13 protein-coding genes are annotated in these 17555 nt (G+C 41.1%); 5 read left to right on the forward strand and 8 right to left on the reverse strand.

Translation table 11 applies throughout. The annotated features are described in order from the left end of the window. The coding region (locus tag GARC_RS10675) for a LuxR C-terminal-related transcriptional regulator (RefSeq protein WP_039989351.1) at nt 1-2537 on the reverse strand (2537 nt) is incomplete at its 3' end. 314 nt (nt 2538-2851) lie between these two features. Here GARC_RS10675 and GARC_RS10680 point away from each other — a divergent pair. The 5 genes from GARC_RS10680 to GARC_RS10700 are packed head-to-tail and all read left to right on the forward strand — an operon-like array spanning nt 2852 to nt 10810. Beyond that, the gene (locus GARC_RS10680; protein ID WP_007619756.1) at nt 2852-5122 is read left to right on the forward strand and encodes a TonB-dependent receptor; all 2271 of its coding nucleotides are present in this window, start codon (nt 2852-2854) and stop codon (nt 5120-5122) included. A gap of 59 nt (nt 5123-5181) precedes the next feature. Continuing rightward, a complete protein-coding gene (locus tag GARC_RS10685) occupies nt 5182-7263 on the forward strand; it encodes a hydantoinase/oxoprolinase family protein (protein WP_007619757.1) in 2082 nt (693 codons plus the stop codon). After that, a complete protein-coding gene (locus GARC_RS10690; protein WP_007619758.1) occupies nt 7256-8914 on the forward strand; it encodes a hydantoinase B/oxoprolinase family protein in 1659 nt (552 codons plus the stop codon). Before GARC_RS10685 ends, GARC_RS10690 begins: the two co-directional genes overlap by 8 nt. Next, nucleotides 8865-9434: a peptidylprolyl isomerase gene (locus tag GARC_RS10695; RefSeq protein ID WP_052151491.1), complete on the forward strand. Its 570-nt coding sequence runs from the start codon at nt 8865-8867 to the stop codon at nt 9432-9434. The genes GARC_RS10690 and GARC_RS10695 overlap by 50 nt, the downstream gene beginning before the upstream one ends. Nucleotides 9435-9484: 50 nt before the next feature. After that, a complete protein-coding gene (locus tag GARC_RS10700; RefSeq protein WP_039989352.1) occupies nt 9485-10810 on the forward strand; it encodes an MFS transporter in 1326 nt (441 codons plus the stop codon). Between the two features lie 279 nt (nt 10811-11089). Here the strand turns inward: GARC_RS10700 and GARC_RS10705 are convergent, their stop codons facing one another. The 7 genes from GARC_RS10705 to GARC_RS27290 all read right to left on the reverse strand — a co-directional run bounded on the left by GARC_RS10705 (nt 11090) and on the right by GARC_RS27290 (nt 17494). Continuing rightward, on the reverse strand, nt 11090-11542 hold the full coding sequence (locus tag GARC_RS10705) for an NfeD family protein (RefSeq protein WP_007619763.1): 453 nt from the start codon (nt 11540-11542) through the stop codon (nt 11090-11092). Nucleotides 11543-11545: 3 nt separating this feature from the next. After that, a complete protein-coding gene (locus tag GARC_RS10710) occupies nt 11546-12481 on the reverse strand; it encodes an SPFH domain-containing protein (RefSeq protein ID WP_007619766.1) in 936 nt (311 codons plus the stop codon). 87 nt (nt 12482-12568) lie between these two features. Then, nucleotides 12569-12958 carry a hypothetical protein gene (locus GARC_RS10715; protein WP_039989354.1) on the reverse strand — a complete coding sequence of 130 codons (390 nt, stop codon included), beginning with the start codon at nt 12956-12958 and terminating at the stop codon, nt 12569-12571. 66 nt (nt 12959-13024) lie between these two features. Further along, nucleotides 13025-14098 (reverse strand): GGDEF domain-containing protein, encoded by a 1074-nt coding sequence (locus GARC_RS10720; protein WP_007619768.1) that lies wholly within the window; start codon nt 14096-14098, stop codon nt 13025-13027. Nucleotides 14099-14139: 41 nt separating this feature from the next. Then, nucleotides 14140-15459, reverse strand: coding sequence for a Xaa-Pro dipeptidase (gene pepQ / locus GARC_RS10725; RefSeq protein ID WP_039989370.1), 1320 nt, complete (start codon nt 15457-15459; stop codon nt 14140-14142). Nucleotides 15460-15564: 105 nt separating this feature from the next. Further along, nucleotides 15565-16644, reverse strand: coding sequence for a transglycosylase SLT domain-containing protein (locus GARC_RS27285; RefSeq protein ID WP_226989121.1), 1080 nt, complete (start codon nt 16642-16644; stop codon nt 15565-15567). Beyond that, nucleotides 16574-17494 carry a hypothetical protein gene (locus GARC_RS27290; RefSeq protein ID WP_226989123.1) on the reverse strand — a complete coding sequence of 307 codons (921 nt, stop codon included), beginning with the start codon at nt 17492-17494 and terminating at the stop codon, nt 16574-16576. The genes GARC_RS27285 and GARC_RS27290 overlap by 71 nt, the downstream gene beginning before the upstream one ends. Nucleotides 17495-17555: the final 61 nt, after the last annotated feature.

Raw genomic sequence — 17555 nt, forward strand, 5'->3', positions numbered from 1 at the left:
TGAAATTTCACTGTATTACCAGTCATACCTAGATTTCTGGCGATTTCTTTATTAGCTTTTCCCATAGCCAGATCTTTCAACACATCCATTTCCCTTTTGCTTAACGCCATAGTATGAAACTCACCCATAGGTATCAACTCGAGATTTTTATTGAGTTCAACACATGAACGTAAAAAATTAACTTCAAGCAATCTGCCTGAATTTCCAGCGTTTGACTCAATGGCAGTACGCATTAAATCCATGGTGAGAGAAGACATGAGAAAAGGGGTTTTGATCGACTCACTCGCAGCTAACTGCGCAGCTTCGAGTATATGTTCAACACCTGCTTCAACGGCGTTTTGGGAAAAATCCAACATCCCTTTTAAAACAAGTAATCGAATTAAATATAAAGTTGCCCCAATACTGCGAACTATTTCTAACCCAATATCTAAGCGACTTTCTAAATTTTCAGTCTTATAACCGTCTAAATAAGCCGACCCTAAGGAAAGCGTAGTTTCACAAAAAGGTAACCAATTATACCGATAATCCTCTCTATTCAAACATAGCCCCTCTTTAGAAACATCTTCAATTAGAGGTATTATTAAATTGGCATCATGACTAATAAGTGCTGCGGTCAAGCGAAGCGATAATTCTAGTTCGGCTAATCTTTTAATTTGCCTGCTGCGTGCCGTCAAAGTAATTAAATTAATGACTTCCCAAGCGAGTTCTTTGTTTTCGTAAATCCTCAAATTCTCGATTATTGATGTAAAACCTGAAGCGTATATTTCAAACCACCCATCGGTATCACAGGCATTAGATAACAATTCTAACATTTTGACTGGATCCAACTGACTCGGTTCTTGCCAAAAATTTAATGCCTGTATATTAATATCACAATTTGTTTTTAGACGGCTATCAATACCAAAATTGATTTCAGCCATGTTGCCAGCTTCTATTAAATACGCTTGCGCTTTATCTAGATTGGCTTGGTGCAATTCAATTTGACCTAAATGAATACAAAGATAGTTCACACCAAGAATAGATTCGGCTTGGCGCATCTCCTGAATCCCCGCTTGTGCTGCTTTTTTTGCAATTAAAAATTTACCGCAAGCAAGGGCGCATAGAGTGAGGGAAGCCCTTAATATAGCTAGTCCTAGGGTATCTTTTCTATTCAGCTTACTAGCAACACTTTCTAGTTTGGATATTGAGTCAGGTGATCTGTAATCATCTTTATACAGGCTTAAAAGCGAATGAAGTACATAAAAATCTCTTTTCGGTGCTGCAGCTAAACCGACTTCTTCGTCAATTATCTGAATTTTTTTCAGCTGTGCATCTGCCTCTTGAATATTCCCATCTTTCATCATTAGATAAATGTAGGCCAGCCTCACTTGTGGATGGCGCTCAAAATCTTTCATTGAAAAGTTACGCAACAAATTGCGCATCAGGCCGACACCGCCATAAAGAACGAGCTCCCAACCACCAGCTTTCAGGAATAGGGACACTGCTCTGTCTACATCACCAGATAGTTTTGCATGTTTGACAGCTTCATCAATTTGGTTGGATTGTTCAAACCATAACGACGCTTTGCCATGCAGGTCGTAAACCGTTTCCTCACTGTCTCTTTTTAAGTTATTTAACAGTAAATCAGAAAATAAATGATGATATCTAAACCATGTTTCTTCTCTATCAAGAGTGACAATAAGGGATTGGATGTTTTTTGAATCATAAATAAGTTTAGGTACATCATCGATACCAGAAACCGCTTTGGCTAAGCCCACATTAAATTTGTCTAAAATAGAGGTGCAAAGTAAAAACTTCTTTTCTAACGGGGTTGATCGATCGAGGATTTGCTCGGTAAAGTAGCTTACAATATATTGTTGCTTACCACTGAAAAGGTTGACGATTTCCTTGTTGCCTTTATTTGCCACTATCGCTAGCTGGATTGCTACCGCCCAACCTTCAGTCTGATCCAATAACATTTCAGCGCAGTCTTCGCCGTACTCATCGCCCACATAGTCTTTTATTTCTTCTAAACTAAAATATAAAGACTGCTTTTCAACTTCAAATGCTGTGCCATTAACCACTTTAGTGCCAACTTGCATATCTGGCTGTGAACGAGAACTTAGAATAATATGCAGATTAGCAGGGGCGTGTTCTAGTAGTATGGATACGAAGTGGTTTACTTCGGTACTCTCAGCTTGGTAATAATCATCTAAGATCAAGAAAACACTTTCATTAGTGTTAACCAACGCATGAATTATTTTTGACACAATTGAATTTATTGAGAGTTCAACCAGACATTGTTCCGCAGCAAAAGTTAACTGCCCCATATCCACACCCGCTCTATCCAAAGCCATAATCACGTAGCTGGCAAACCGCCTAACATCTGAATCGGAGTAATCCAGTGATACCCAACCGACAACATTGCCTTTTTTTAATGACGTTTGGTACCATTGTGTCAGGACTGAAGACTTGCCAAACCCCGCAGGGGCAGTGATCAGGCCTAAGGGATATTGACTCGCTTCTTCCACACAAGACAACGCAGAACCTCTGTGCATAAGAGAGTTTTTTGTCTTTGGCGGTGACAGCTTTGTCCCAAAGAACCAAGGGGTTGGACTAGAAATTGAGTTGGTCTTTTTAACCATGATTGATTTAACGTAAAGCCCCTATTTTTTATGTGTTAATTACACCTCAATCAGTTTTTTTTAGCAAACCATTTGTCACTTCTAAAGTCATCCTACCTACCCCGCCCCCCCATAAGGGTAGTTGTAAGATTATGACCTAGATTGTAATACTCTAGGTGTCTGACACATTCCTAAGTGGCTGATACACACAAAGAATTCTCACCAATAAATAAAAAGAGAGAAAAGGCATGCTTAATAATTCAAGTTTCCACAAACGCAAAACGTTAATATCGCTTTCCGTCACTGCTGCACTTTTAACGATCCCCCAGAGCTTGATGGCACAAGAGCAAAGCCCACAAACAGAAAACGCTGAGATAGAACGTATTGTGGTTGAATCTAGAGGTAGAAAAGAAACCATTATCGAAGTGCCACTCTCTGAAAAATACTTTTCAGCTCAAGAAATTTCTGACGCAAGAATTAAAGCCGTAGATGACTTTATTGGCCTAACGCCAGGTATCACTATGGCTAACTCACAAGATGCGGGGACAAACTTCATTACCATTCGTGGTGTATCACAAGTACGAAATGGTGAACCACCTGTAGCCGTTATAGTCGATGGTGTATTACAGACGAATGCTCGAAGCTTCGACCAAGGATTATTCGACCTTGAAAGTATCGAGGTTTTACGGGGACCACAAGGAGCACTATACGGCCGAAATGCCACACAAGGTGCCATCATAATTAATACCCAGAAACCAACCGATTATTTAGAAGGTTATGTAGAAGCTGGTATAGGCCGAGGTGATGAATATAAAATTGAAGGCTCGATAACTGGCCCCATCAGTGAAAGTGTGCGATTCAGAGTATCAGGAAATTATACCGACAGTGATGGTATTTTTGAGAATGTCGCCACAGGCCAAAACGTGGGTTTTAAGGAAGAGTTAAACTTACGGGGTCATCTCAATTTTATTGTCAGTGATGAGCTACAAATCGATCTTCGAGCCAGCTACACAGATACCACAGCCGACGCCTTACAATTTTCCTTTCAAGGTGTGACCACTGACCCAACTACAGGTGAAGTGGATGGTTTTACCAACATAAATGATTCAAATGTTGTACAAAGAAGACTGTCTGCCAATAACCTTGGCTTTGATGAGCGTGAAGTTAGCCAATTATCATTGCGAGTAAACTATGAGACAGACTTCGGCACTTTAAAAGCCGTGACTGCCTACGATACTATCGACCAATCAAGTGGTGGTGATCAATTCCCTTACACCGCTAATACCACGGCCAACCCAGGTTTATCTTTTGCCGATGGTACTCAAACACAAAGTGTAGATATATCAACCTTGAGCCAAGATATTCGTTTTGTGTCCAATGATGACCAAACATTCAGATGGATGGTTGGGGCTTACTATTTATCTACCGATCGTTTTATTGCTTCTACTACTGGCCTTGATTTTGGTAACGGTATCATTGCTATTACTAGTACACCTGTTTTAGGCGGAGCAATTAATCCAACAGGCACTTATGCTGCAGATGATAATGAAAATACCGCCTATGCAGGATATTTCAACTTCGCATATGACATAACCGAAGAGCTTGAGTTCTCTTTTGCAGGTCGATATGACCGTGATGAAAGAGAGCAGATAGTGGATCCTCAGCAGGGTGGTTATGACGCTGACGGTAACCTGGCTTTTGCAATCGGCGAAGCCGGAGCAGTCAATAAAGCCACCTTTTCTCACTTCCAACCTAAAGTCAGCCTACGTTACTTGTTAAGTAATGATGCATCTATCTACACCTCTTGGGGTGAGGGTTTCAGAAGTGGTCAATTCAATCAAAACGGTGTTGGTGTTTCAGCAGAAGCACTGGGCTTAACAGGCATACCTGATGTATTAGACAAGGAAGTAACTGAAACTTTCGAAATTGGTTTTAAAGCTGATTTCTTAGGCGGTGATCTAAAGACTGCTGGCGCACTATTTAATACGAATGTTGAAAATGCGCCATTCTACGTATTTGTTGGGGTTTTGGGTGCTCAAGTATTAGTGGGTATTGAAGAAGTCGATATTACTGGTGGTGAACTTGAAGCCGCCTACGCATTCACAGATGAACTTACAGGTTATCTTGGTTATGCCTATGCAGACAGTGAAGTTAAAGAGTATCAACTTGACCCAACCGCCGTGGGTAATAATGCCCCATATGTTCCGAAATCAACCATCAATGCAGGATTACAATATCGTACCAACCTAACCACTAACCTAGACATATTTGCTCGAGCTGATTATGAATCACGTGGTAAGCAATTCTGGGATCCTGCCAACTTGACTGAAAGAGACACAGTCAACTTAGTTAATTTTGGGCTCGGACTCGAAGATGTCGAGGGCACCTGGGCTTTAACAGCGTCAGTTAATAACCTTTTTGATGAAGAGTATAACGCTGAATATGTCACTGGAGGCTTTGCTTTTTCTGCGCCTCCAGCAATATGGCGTCTAGATTTCAGATATAACTTCATAGATTAATCCGTTATAGAGTCTGAAAAATAAACACTTAAATATAGATTTTAAAAATAGGTAAATATATGAAGTTGATACGTGCAGCAAGTGACATTGGTGGAACCTTTACAGATCTTGTCTACTACACAGTAGACGTGAAAAGTGGTCTCGCTACTGACATCAAAGCAGTCAAAACTCATACCACCCCTGCTGAATTTCAGCAGGGGGTCATGGACTCTTTTGACAAAGCCAAAGTAAACCTCAATGAAGTAAAATTTTTCGCTCATGGTTCAACCGTAGTGATTAACGCCCTAACGGAAAGAAAAGGTGTTAAGACGGGTTTAATTACCACACAAGGGTTTAGAGACATACTAGAAATAGCCCGAGGCAATAGACCGGATTTTTTCAACTTACAATATCAAAAGCCCGAGCCTTTTATTCCCAGATATTTACGTCACGAAATCCAAGAGCGTATGGATCATAAGGGAAATATACTAACCCCGATTGATACACAAGATTTGCTCCCCATACTCAAAGCGTTTAAAGAAGAAGGTGTTGAGGCTATTGCCGTATGCTTTTTGCATAGTTATATAAACCCTCTACATGAAGAGTTGGTAGCAACATTTATCAACAAAGAATGGCCAGAGGTGGCGTTAGTTGCATCTCATCAAATATCCAGAGAGTGGCGAGAATACGAACGTACCAACACTGCTGCTCTTTGTGCTTACGTGCAGCCCATTGCCGAAAAGTATTTAACAAAAATGCAAGCTGCACTAAAAGAACGTGAATTTGATGGTTCGTTTTACGTAATGCAATCAAACGGCGGGATCGACACAGTAGACGCGGTGAAAAAAACACCTATATCTATTGTCGAATCTGGGCCAGCCAGTGGTGTGTTAGGTGCTGCTGCGCTGGGCAAACTGATAAATGAAAACAATATCATTGCCTTTGATATAGGCGGTACTACTGCTAAATGTTCACTAATCGACCAAGGAAGGGTCAATATTACCAACCAATATATGATCGAAAAAGATGACTTGTCGGCGGGGTACCCGGTGATGACACCAGTGGTCGATATTGTTGAAATAGGTAATGGCGGCGGCTCCATTGGCTGGGTTGATGAATACGATAAAATGCATGTCGGCCCCCAGAGTGCCGGTGCATTCCCAGGCCCAGTTGCGTATGGCAATGGAGGCACCGAGCCGACAACCACAGATGCCAACTTAATGCTGGGTAGGATCAACCCCAATTATTTTATTGGTGGTGAAATTACTGCTGATATGGAAGCTGTTCGCAAGGCATTTGAAAATTTGGGCAATAAGTTAGGTTTAACTGCAATAGAAGCAGCAAGAGGCGTCATTCAGCTTGCTAACCATAATATGAGCAACGCTCTAAAATTGATTTCAATCAATAAAGGCTATGATCCTAGAGATTTTGCTCTACTCGCTTTTGGCGGTGGAGGGTCTATGCATGCCTGCACGTTGGCAGCTGAGCTCAATATTCCTAAGGTCATCATTCCCGCTAATGCGTCGGTTTTTTCTGCTTGGGGTATGTTGATGTCCGACTTACGCCGAGATTACATTCGTACTCAGCCTGTTACTTTCGGTGTTGAACATGCAAACGCTATTTCGAATACGCTAAGCGCCATGCAATCTGAGGCGATAGAAGCATATGAGAAAGAAGGTGTGCAAAAACAGGATATATATTTCGAACAACTCCTAGAAATGCGTTATACCGGTCAAGAACATACCGTGCAAGTGAACGTTGAGGGGAGCGATATATCTAGCGAATATATAATCAAACTGAAAGCGAATTTTAATTATGAGTACAAGAAAAAGTTCACCTATGAACTCACTAACGCCATAGAATTAGTCAGCTATAAAGTCACCGCCTATGCAAAAGTTGATCGCCCTTCGTTGGCCAAAATCACTTCATCAGGTCTGATCGAAGATGCACTAAAAGAAACCCGTCAGGTTGACTTTGATCGTGCCGGCATACTCGTTACACCTATTTACAATCGAGATTTATTCTTCGCCGGAGCGACTTTTTCGGGTCCAGCGATAATTGAAGAGTCCGGTAGCACCACTGTTGTGTTACCTAATCAGCAAGTGCTTGTTGATGACTACGGAAATCTGCATATAGAGACGGAGGCGACTAACCATGACTAAGCCAAATATTGACCCTATTACCATTGAAATAATCCAAAGTTCAATGAAAGCTATTACCGATGAAATGTTTATCACCATGAGAAAGACGGCGATGAGCTCAGTCATTTACGAAGTACTAGACTTTGGTGTGGCTATGTTCGATAAACATGGTCAACTTGCCAGTTCAGGATCTGGCATTCCCGGATTTATTGGGATGCTTGAACCCGGGGTGCAATCAGTCAGAGCTAAATTTGACGACACATCTATTCATCCTGGCGATATTTTTATCACCAACATCCCCCATAACGGCGGCGTCAGCCATTTAAATGATGTGGTGTTAATATTACCGGTATTTTTTGAAGGTGCCCGTATCGGATGGTTAGCCAACAAAGCCCATTGGGTCGATGTAGGTGGAGCATTCCCCGGCAGTATCAGTGCAGAAGCCACGGAGATTTATCAAGAAGGATTACAACTACCTTGCATAAAAGTCATAGAAAAAGGCAACGTAAATCAGGCAGTAGTTGACATAATGGAGATCAACAGTCGTCAACCGGAAACCACTGTTGGTGATTTTTGGGCCGGTATCGCCTCGATGCGTGCAGGCGAAAAAAGATTTCTTGGTTTAGCCGAAAAATATGGTGCCGACATATTAGATTATGCCATTGCAGACTATATACAGCTGGCTGAAAAAATATCTAGGAAAGCCTTAAATAAACTCCCTGAAGGCGTTTATCATGCCAGTGAAGTCACCGACGACGAATTAGATATTCAAGTCACTATCACTATCTCTAAAGACGAATTTCTGGTTGATTTGACCGGTAATCCGCCGCAACAAGCCAATGCACTCAACGCATCATTTGATGCCACTATGGTTGATGTGCAAATGATATTTAAAGCTATCGCCAGCCCACAAACATTTGCCAACTCTGGTAGTTTTAAACCAGTTCGCTTATTGGTAGACGACGATTCTATGTTCGCGGCTAAATATCCTTCAGCTATGAGCGTTTATTATGAAACAAGCATCATGGTCTTTGATTTATTATGGAAAGCCTTAGCCACAGCAGTACCTGAATCACTTCCAGCGGGTCACTACGCTTCGATCTGTGGGACATTTTTGGGTGGACCACACCCAGACACAGGTGCCGCCCTAGGAATTGTCGAACCTCAAATAGGTGGTTGGGGAGCAAGCAATAGTAGAAACGGCGTGAATGCACTTTATACCGGTTACCACGGCGATACATTTAACGTGCCCGCTGAAGTATCGGAACAAAGAAATGGCATCATGATTGAACGCCTTGAACTGAACGATGAGCCAGGAGGCGAAGGAAAATTTATCGGCGGTAAAGGCATCAAATTATATTATAAAATCCTCGCGGACAATTGGTGGATTACTATGGCTTACGTTAGATCTTGCGTGGGACCATGGGGCATGGAAGGCGGGCTAAGAGGCTCCCATAATTACATCAATGTAGTAAAAAAGGACGGTAAAAAAACACGGTTTAGAATTTGTACCGCATTAACTTTAAATAAGGGAGATGTGATTGAAGTATTTACTGCAAACGGTGGCGGTTATGGAAAACCTTCTGAACGCCCTAAACAAGCTGTGTTGCAGGATATAAAAAATGGTTACATTACCCCTGAACGAGCAAAAGAAGTATATGGGGTTAGCTGACATGTCATTTAACCAACACTTCGCGGTAGAGACCTCTGTTGGTAATTTTGTCATCGAGTTAAAAGTAAAGCAGGCGCCAATAACGTGCGCCTACTTTATTCAACTTCTGTCGAGTGGAACATTAACAAATGGCACTTTATTTCGTGTGCTAACAGACAAAAATCAACAAGCGGCACCTCGCATTAATGTCGTGCAACTGGGTAGTGACAAAAAGTTAGACGAGTTACGCACCACTATTGAACATGAAAGCACATCGATTAGTGGGTTATCCCATAAGAAGTGGTGTGTATCATTAGCTAGGTTCAACCCGGGAGAGGCATATCAGAGCTTTTTCGTTTGTATGCGCGACGAACCCGCGCTCAATTTCGGAGGAACCAGGCACCCAGATGGACAGGGATTTGCTTGTTTTGGCGGAGTAGTTAAAGGATATGAAGTAGTAGAAAAACTATACAAAATAGCCGGACATCAAGAGATGCTTGAACCAGCGATTAATATCGACTCGTACCATTTGGTTAACTAAATAAAACTCGATGTGCACACCTGTTATAACTCCTTAAATAAGAAAATAATATGTCACAAAATTTAGTATCCGATAAAATGCAGCATACCGTTGGAGAATGGTTCACAAAAATACACTTCAACCGCAAGCATTTGTTGATAGGTATGTGCCTATTTATGGCTTTTGCCATCGAGTCATGGGAAATGATGATCCTAATTTACAACAGTGGCGCGATAGCACAAGAATTTGAGCTTTCGACTACTCAAGTGGGCTCCCTTATTTCTGCCTTATTTTTAGGCATGATCCCCGGCGCTTTGTTTTGGGGCAGGTTAATGGGGCAGATAGGGCGTAAAAAAACCTTAATATTAAGTCTTGCTCTGTACGGGATATTCCCTCTCATCAGTGCATTTTCAACCTCTTATGAAATGTTATGGGCGACTCGTTTCTTATGTGGTGTGGTATTAGTCGGCAGCCTAGTGGTCACATTTCCGTATTTCGAAGAAATAGTTCCTGTTGCATCAAGAGGCAAAGCCACGGTTTATCTGTCGTCTGGTTGGCCTGTAGGTGTGTTAATCGCTATCGGTATTACCTTTGCCCTAGAACCAATGGGGTGGCGCGTTATAGTTGGCATGGGTGCATTCACATCACTGTGGGCCATAATCATCTGGAAATTTGTCCCAGAATCACCTTATTGGTTAGCAGAAAAAAATGATGCTGATGGTGCTGCACAATCCATAACCATTCTTTGTAACGGGCAATTCAATAACCCTCAAGTGATATTAGAAACACAGCATTCATCTCCATCTGGCAACTTATTAGATTTATTTAAAGGAGCTGTAGCTAAAACCACATTTTTACAAATAACCATCAACTTTTGCTTTTCTTGGGGCTACTGGGCCATGGCCAGTTGGATGCCACTATTACTCAGTAAAAAAGGACTCAGCACACCTGAAGGTTTGGGATTTTTGGCCATATCTGCGTTATTTATGTTCCCCGGATATATATCCGCCAGTTATTTAACTGGGAAATTTGGAAGAAAAAAAATAATGGTGATTTACGTGTTTATGGCCGCTATTGCAGGATTTGCCTTGGCTAAATCAACCAATGTTAATGAACTATATTTTTGGAATTTTACTTTATCGTTCTTCAGCCTCGGCGCTTGGGGTGTATGGAATACATGGTTAGGCGAAGTGTACGATACTCGAAATAGAGGAAATGGTACCGCCGTAGGTGTGGTATCTCAGCGGGTTGCTAATTCTATTGCACCGATAGTCATTGGCTCGATTTTAGCCAGCAGTAGCTTTAATTTCACCGTAGCCTTTATTTCGATGTTTTTTATATTAACGTTAATCGCGACCTTATTTTTAAAGGAAACAGAGGGTGTTTCCTTAAAATAAGTACCCACAGTTTTAATCGTGATGACACACAAAGATGTTAATAATAGGAGAATCAATCATGCCACGCGAATGGGTAATTGATAGCTACTATGGTTTGAAGGCCTGCGTTTAACAAACTGCTCTGCCGAAGAACCAGGACCAACAGAAGTCCGCCTTAGAATAGAAGCTTTTGCTTTAAACTTCAGCCTAAAGTAGTCAGAAGTTAAGTCTTCACAACTATTGATAATTATTAATGAAAAAGCTGGGAAAACCAGCTTAACATCGCTGTTTATCAATTAGTTAAATCGATTTAATGTGAAAGACCCCCACATCAGCTTCTATCACTTCCACCTTAGTACCAGAGACCAAATGTTCACTGGCAATTAGTTTCCAGTCGATACCTGAATAGCGATATACAGGTGTCAATTCAGGGGCGACATCTTCTACTAATACAAAGCTATGACCTACTAAATCACTTTTAGCTTTTGTTGTGTCCACCTTAGCTTGCATATTTTTTAAAGGTTTCCATAACAAAACAGCTGATAATGCCGTTAGAACACCAGTGCTAAGCATTGCCGATAACAAAGTATCTGGGATAATACCCACATATAATAAACCTGAGGTTACCACTGCGGCGCAACCGACAAAAAACAGTACAAAGGTTGAGAAACCCAGTACCGCAATTTCAATTGCTAACAGAAGAATGCCGAGAATGAGCAAACTTTCAGCTAAATTATTGAATGCCCAATCCATAGATTACCCCTTATTTAACTGATTAATAATGGTCATGGCTTGTGCCACTACACCTGCTGCTTCTGTGGAGCTATCAGGTAACAATACAACTGAAGACTCTTTGGCAATGGCATGTTTTGCTTCAATGGCTTTAGTGGCCAAATCAAGCTGAATGGCTTTTTGCCCTTCTTCTGTAGCTGCAGCTTCACCCACTTGACGCAATGCTTCTGCTTGTGCGGTGGCCACTGCAACTATTGCTTTTGCTTCGCCTTCAGCTCGCAGAACTTGTTCTTCTTTGTCGGCTTCAGCGGCCAAAACAACTGAGGCTTTTTCACCCTCTGCACGGTTAATTGCCGCTTGTCTGTCACCTTCAGATTCTAAAATTTGTGCTCGTTTCACCCTTTCGGCTTTCATTTGCGCTTCCATGGCTTCCATCACAGATTGCGGCGGCACAATATCTTTGATCTCATAACGAAGTACCTGAATACCCCAAGGGCCAGCCGCTTCATTAATGGCCGAAACAATATTAGTATTTAGCACATCACGCTCTTCGAAGGTTTTATCCAATTCCATTTTACCTAACTCAGAACGCATAGTAGTTTGCGCTAATTGAGTGACTGCAAATTCGTAATCGTCTATTCCATAGGTTGCTTTATAGGGATCAAGCACTCGAAAATACAAAACACCGTCCACTGACAGAGAGATATTATCTTTAGTAATGGCGCTTTGTTCAGGTACGTCTACGGCTTTTTCTTTTAACGAGCGATCCGCAGAAATACGGTCGATAAAAGGTATAATAAAATTTAAGCCAGCTTCTTTAGTTGACTGAAATTTACCAAAACGCTCAATCAGATAAGCACGGTTTTGTGGAACAAACTTAATGGAGGTTTTGAGGAGCACCACCACAAACACTAAAACGAGAGTTTGTGCGGTAAAAATATAATCGAGTAATACTTCCATAACTGACTTCCTTATTCGACACGGCTATAATCGCCGCAATTTAAGATATATGGCCAAACTAGGCCATTTTCAAGCTTTGTTGAGCCACTAGTTTAGCCAAGCATAACTGAATTTCATAAATACTGAACGTTCATTTTTGGTTAAAGTGGTTTGCACATCATCTTGATAGGCAGAGTCTGAATTGTCGTCACAAAACTCTTTATATAAGTCAATTGGATATAGAGTATCAGAGCGCAATATTTGCGCTCGAAAGGTGACTTTATCCGTTAGCTGATATTTAGTATCAATGCCATTAATGTAGTTGTAATAACCTTCTGCATCACGCACAGTCTCGGTCCAGCCAATTGACAATTGCTCAGATAAATCATAACGATAACGTAGCGCTAAGTTGATTGACTGCTGTTCAACATTAGCAACACTAGAGCCCAAGTTACCGGGGGCCCAAAAAGTTGTAGATCCATCATTGGCAATAAACAAACCGAAAGTATGTTGATCAATTCACCCAGTCACTTCGACGAGTTACATTTACTCCTAAGTTTCATATCAATCTGAATCTTGCGTGGCAACCACAACCTTATTACGTCCAGCATGTTTAGCTTCATATAGAGCTTTGTCAGCGCTGGAGAACGTGTGGCTAATGGATCTATCAGGGTGAAATTGTGCCACACCAATACTAACAGTCACGCGACCAACAGTTGCAAAATCATGCTGCGCTACCCCCTCCCTTATCCTTTGCGCCAATACTTCAGCAACTGCTAATTCAGTGCCATTAGCTATGGCTAAAAATTCTTCACCGCCCCACCTACCAATAGTATCGTCGGGCCGTAAACTATTTTCTATACATTGAGTCAGTTCGCGCAATATGTCATCACCCACTAAATGCCCGTGGGTATCATTTATTGCCTTAAAGTGGTCAACATCTATCAACAGCAATGAAAACGCCGAGTAATCTGTAGCCATAGTATTTAACTTGCGTTGCAACATACGCCTGTTACCTATGCCCAACAAACCGTCAATGTTGGCTGCTTTTTCCATTTTTTCTGCACGTAGGTTTGATGCGTCTTTGGTCATTTTAAGTTTGACTATGCCAAACAGACAAAAAATGCAAACTCCCTGTGAAAATGCGGCATTGAGCAGTAAAGCTTGCAATACAGTATTTTCAAGCTCAAATACATCGGCATGAGCCAAAAATAACATTAACAACATTAAGCAATAAATACCTATAGCACTCAAAATCGCTTGTTTGTTAGACAAAAATAAAAACGACACTATATAAATAATGGGCACCCACTGCAGCGTTGAGGCTATGCTGTAAATGGTGCCAGAATTAGCAGCTTGTAAAAAAGTGATAACGGTAAGAGAAAGCAGATACAAGGTTAAATAGATAAAAGTAAAAACACGAGCAATATGGGGGTTTTTAGCAAAATAACTCAGCCAAAAACAAATAGGCAATACTACAAGACTAATTATATAACCATAACGATCGTAATCAAAAATCACATCTAGGCTTTCCTCTATAGCCCAGACAAAACATATGGCAACCATCACGACCAATAACACTAAGTTAAAAATTTTGTCACTGTTATTAACTAGCGTCTTTAGTTTTCGTAAAATCAAGCATCTACCTCCGTAGCCAAGAAAACTCAACTTTTCAAAGGTTAGTTCAAATTTAACTCACGAGTCATGTTTTCGTTTTTATCGCGATGCACAATGATGTTGTCTTCAATTCTAATTCCACCAAAAGGGCGCAAACTATCGACTACATTCCAATTAATATATTTGGATTGTTCGCTGCTTTTTAAATCTGCCAATAAACTGTTAATAAAATATAAACCCGGCTCAATGGTAAAGACTTGTCGTGCTTCTACGGTACGGGTATTTCGCAGAAATGGATGAGCTTGTGGAGCTGGATGAGGCGTACCCCTGTCATCAGAAACATATCCGCCCATATCGTGAACTTGCAAGCCCAAGAAATGACCAATACCATGAGGGAAAAACGTACTAACAATACCCGATTCAACTACATCATTAGTGGCTAAATTCACAATCCCAGTGTCACATAAAAGTGCTGCGACTTGGTGGTAAGCACTGTTTTGGATCTGCACATAAGACACGCCTGGTTTTAACTCTTGCACACATTGTTGAGTAATTTTATGCATAGACTCGATCAAGTCTGCAAACACTCCATTTTCTCGAGCATAAGTGCGAGTAATATCAGCGGCATAACCATTAAAACTTGCCCCAGCATCAATTAAGAATGAACGTGAATGCTCAGGCACTTCAGTCGCTACATCGGTGTAATGCAATATTGATGCGTTTTCATTTAACGCAACAATATTATTATAGGGGACTTGGTTATCACTTTGCCTAACGGCACAAAGATAGGCCAAATTAATATCAAATTCACTTAGACCCTGTTCAAACGCAATTTTTGCTGCGCGATGTCCATCAACGGCTATTCGATTCGCCCCGCGCATACACACTAATTCATAATCGGTTTTATAGGCACGTTGATAATGAAGATAATGCATCACTCTATCTGGATTAACTAAGTCAAAACCCAAAGCCTTTGCTACTTCTATATATTCGCCTATATAGGCATATTTACTTTTATCAAAAGGAAGGTGTTTTTCCACCGCATCCGCTTGAGTGAGTAATACTATATCGAACTGCTGTGCCCAAAAATCGTTTGGCTCATCAGGTACTTTATGCCAGAAGTCTTTGGGCCTATAAAATACCAGTTTAGGTTTATCAATGCCGTTTACAATCAGCCAACAATTCGGATTATCGATAACTGGCAACCACGCCTTAAACTGTGGATTCACTTTAAAAGGGTAATTATTATCGTCTAAAAATAACCGTTTACCTTGTCCCGAATGGATGATCAAACCGTCAATGCTCTCCCGCTGAATGGCTTCACGGGTTCGGCTTTGTAACTCAGAAATATGTTGTGGGTAGGTTTGGGCTAATTGTTCTATTTGGGCTAACGGGGCTAGAAGTGACATACCAGGCTCTTATCAAATAATATAACCATAGAATAACATAAGGTTAGCGGTTGTTGACCTATTGTGTTGGAGGTCTACCTAACTTTTGGGTTGTATTTGCATAGTAGCCAGATCCTTAAACAAATTCTCGCTGCTTCCTAAATGTTGGCGATATATTTGTTGATAAGCCAGCACTGCCTTAACGTAATTACGGGTTTCTTTATAGGGAATAGTTTCAATCCATAAGTCCAAGGGAATATTTCCTTTTTCAGGTAACCACTGCTGTACCCTGCGCCAACCGGCATTATAAGACGCGGTGGCTAGAATAGGATTATTATCCATTTTGTCCATTAGGTAACGCATATACTGAGTACCTAATTCAACATTTCTATTAGGATTAAATAGGCTGTTTCTTTTAACTTTTTCTTTAGAAAGATAACGTGCGGTACCCGGCATGACTTGCATCAAACCCAACGCCCCTGCATGAGAAGCGGCATCAGGCATAAAAGAACTTTCACGTCTGACAATTGCATATGCCCACGCAACATCAATATTATTTTTCTTAGCATTACTTTGTAGTTGGCTATCAAATGGCATGGGGAAACGTCGGCTCAAATCATCCAGATAACCAGATCTGGAAAAACCAAAAATAGCTTGATCATGCCAATTATGCTGACTAGCCACTACAGCTGCAGTTATCTTTTGCTGTTTTGTTAATTGGCTTTGTAAAAATATCCACTCTCGCCTTGCACTAAGGTTACGGCCCAACGCTCGGAACTCAAATGCTCTTTGTGCAGCAGGCAGTGCCGCTAGTTCATCCAAATCGCCTTGCGCGATCAGCAGTGGATTATCATTTAAACTCGCCATTTCAGATAGTTGTCCGCTGGCCAAAAAACCATAATAGTGGCGTTGTTTGGCTAATTTATGCAAACCCTTATCAGCTAATTCATCGGCACCTACTTTCTCATAAGCCCGAGCTTTCCAATATTGAAACACATTGCCATCGGCTATTTTGTCAGGCACAAAGTTTATGACATCTAACGCCTGCTGCCAGTTTCGTTGCCTTAACACATGGGCTAAATGCCATCGTAGTAATTCTGCATCAGGCTCAAAATTTGCCGCTTTTTCCAACCAAACATCGGCTTGTTGGTGATCTGCTAACGCTAAAAAAAATCGCAAATCGGTGAGATATTTGTTTTAGTTGGGGAGCTGAAAACGTAAATTTATTCGACAGTTTTTCCCAACTACGTAAGGCTAAATCTCGGTCATTACTGATTAACCGCTTTAACCCGTAGACCAGTATCTCAGTTTCTTTCTCTGGATATTTAGCCGGAAATTTAGATAAGCGAGATACTTGGCTGGGCAAACGACGCACCTCTAACCAAAGATCAGCCAAATATTGTTGTTCTTTGGGCAGCAAGGTTTTCAAATAGGGGATAAGCGTGTGATTGCCACCATCAGCCGCTAAAGATAACCTTTTCCATACGAGCTCTGGTGTGCGCTTACCAGCTTTTTGCCATTGCTTAAATAATCCGTCACATTCATTAGGCTGTGATTTACCTACCACCCACAGGTTTTCTGCCAGCTCAAATGCTTGTGCATTAGTCAGATCTTTCTGCAGTAATATTTCTGCATACGTACAATTCAATGGGGTGTTACCCATATCCCGATAAAAATGGCTAAACAATTCAGGTTGATTTTGTTTAGCCAAATAAACTAACCACTTTTTGCGTAAAGGTCTATCAAGGGGAGAAGATTCATATTTGGCTAAAAAACTTTCTATTTGTTTCTTATTTGCCATAAAAGGAAACTTAGTTAGGGTTCTTAATTCAACGTAGGGCTTTAGAGGATAACCCTCTAATTGTTCCATCAATTTCTTAAAGGCACCGCTATTTGGGTTGTGTGCGAGCCGCTCAGCTTTAATAAAAAGCGCACGTTGCTGCTCACGATCAAGTGTAGGCGTTGCCAGTACAGCCTGAGTAAACAAACTACTAGCGATTAGGAAACAAAAAAAATATCGAATGCTCACAAATTCCAAAATATATAATGAAGGGCCAACTAAAGTGTAGACCCGATACTAACAAACTTGT

This window comes from Paraglaciecola arctica BSs20135 (assembly GCF_000314995.1).
Classification (GTDB): Bacteria; Pseudomonadota; Gammaproteobacteria; order Enterobacterales; family Alteromonadaceae; genus Paraglaciecola; species Paraglaciecola arctica.

Excerpts from the sequence above, each read along its gene's own strand:
- GARC_RS10680 (WP_007619756.1), top strand. The coding sequence starts at position 2,852 with ATGCTTAATAATTCAAGTTTCCACAAACGCAAAACGTTAATATCGCTT.
- GARC_RS10690 (WP_007619758.1), top strand. The coding sequence starts at position 7,256 with ATGACTAAGCCAAATATTGACCCTATTACCATTGAAATAATCCAAAGT.
- GARC_RS10710 (WP_007619766.1), bottom strand. The coding sequence starts at position 12,481 with ATGGAAGTATTACTCGATTATATTTTTACCGCACAAACTCTCGTTTTA.
- GARC_RS10685 (WP_007619757.1), top strand. The coding sequence starts at position 5,182 with ATGAAGTTGATACGTGCAGCAAGTGACATTGGTGGAACCTTTACAGAT.
- GARC_RS10705 (WP_007619763.1), bottom strand. The coding sequence starts at position 11,542 with ATGGATTGGGCATTCAATAATTTAGCTGAAAGTTTGCTCATTCTCGGC.
- GARC_RS10700 (WP_039989352.1), top strand. The coding sequence starts at position 9,485 with ATGTCACAAAATTTAGTATCCGATAAAATGCAGCATACCGTTGGAGAA.
- GARC_RS10695 (WP_052151491.1), top strand. The coding sequence starts at position 8,865 with ATGGTTACATTACCCCTGAACGAGCAAAAGAAGTATATGGGGTTAGCT.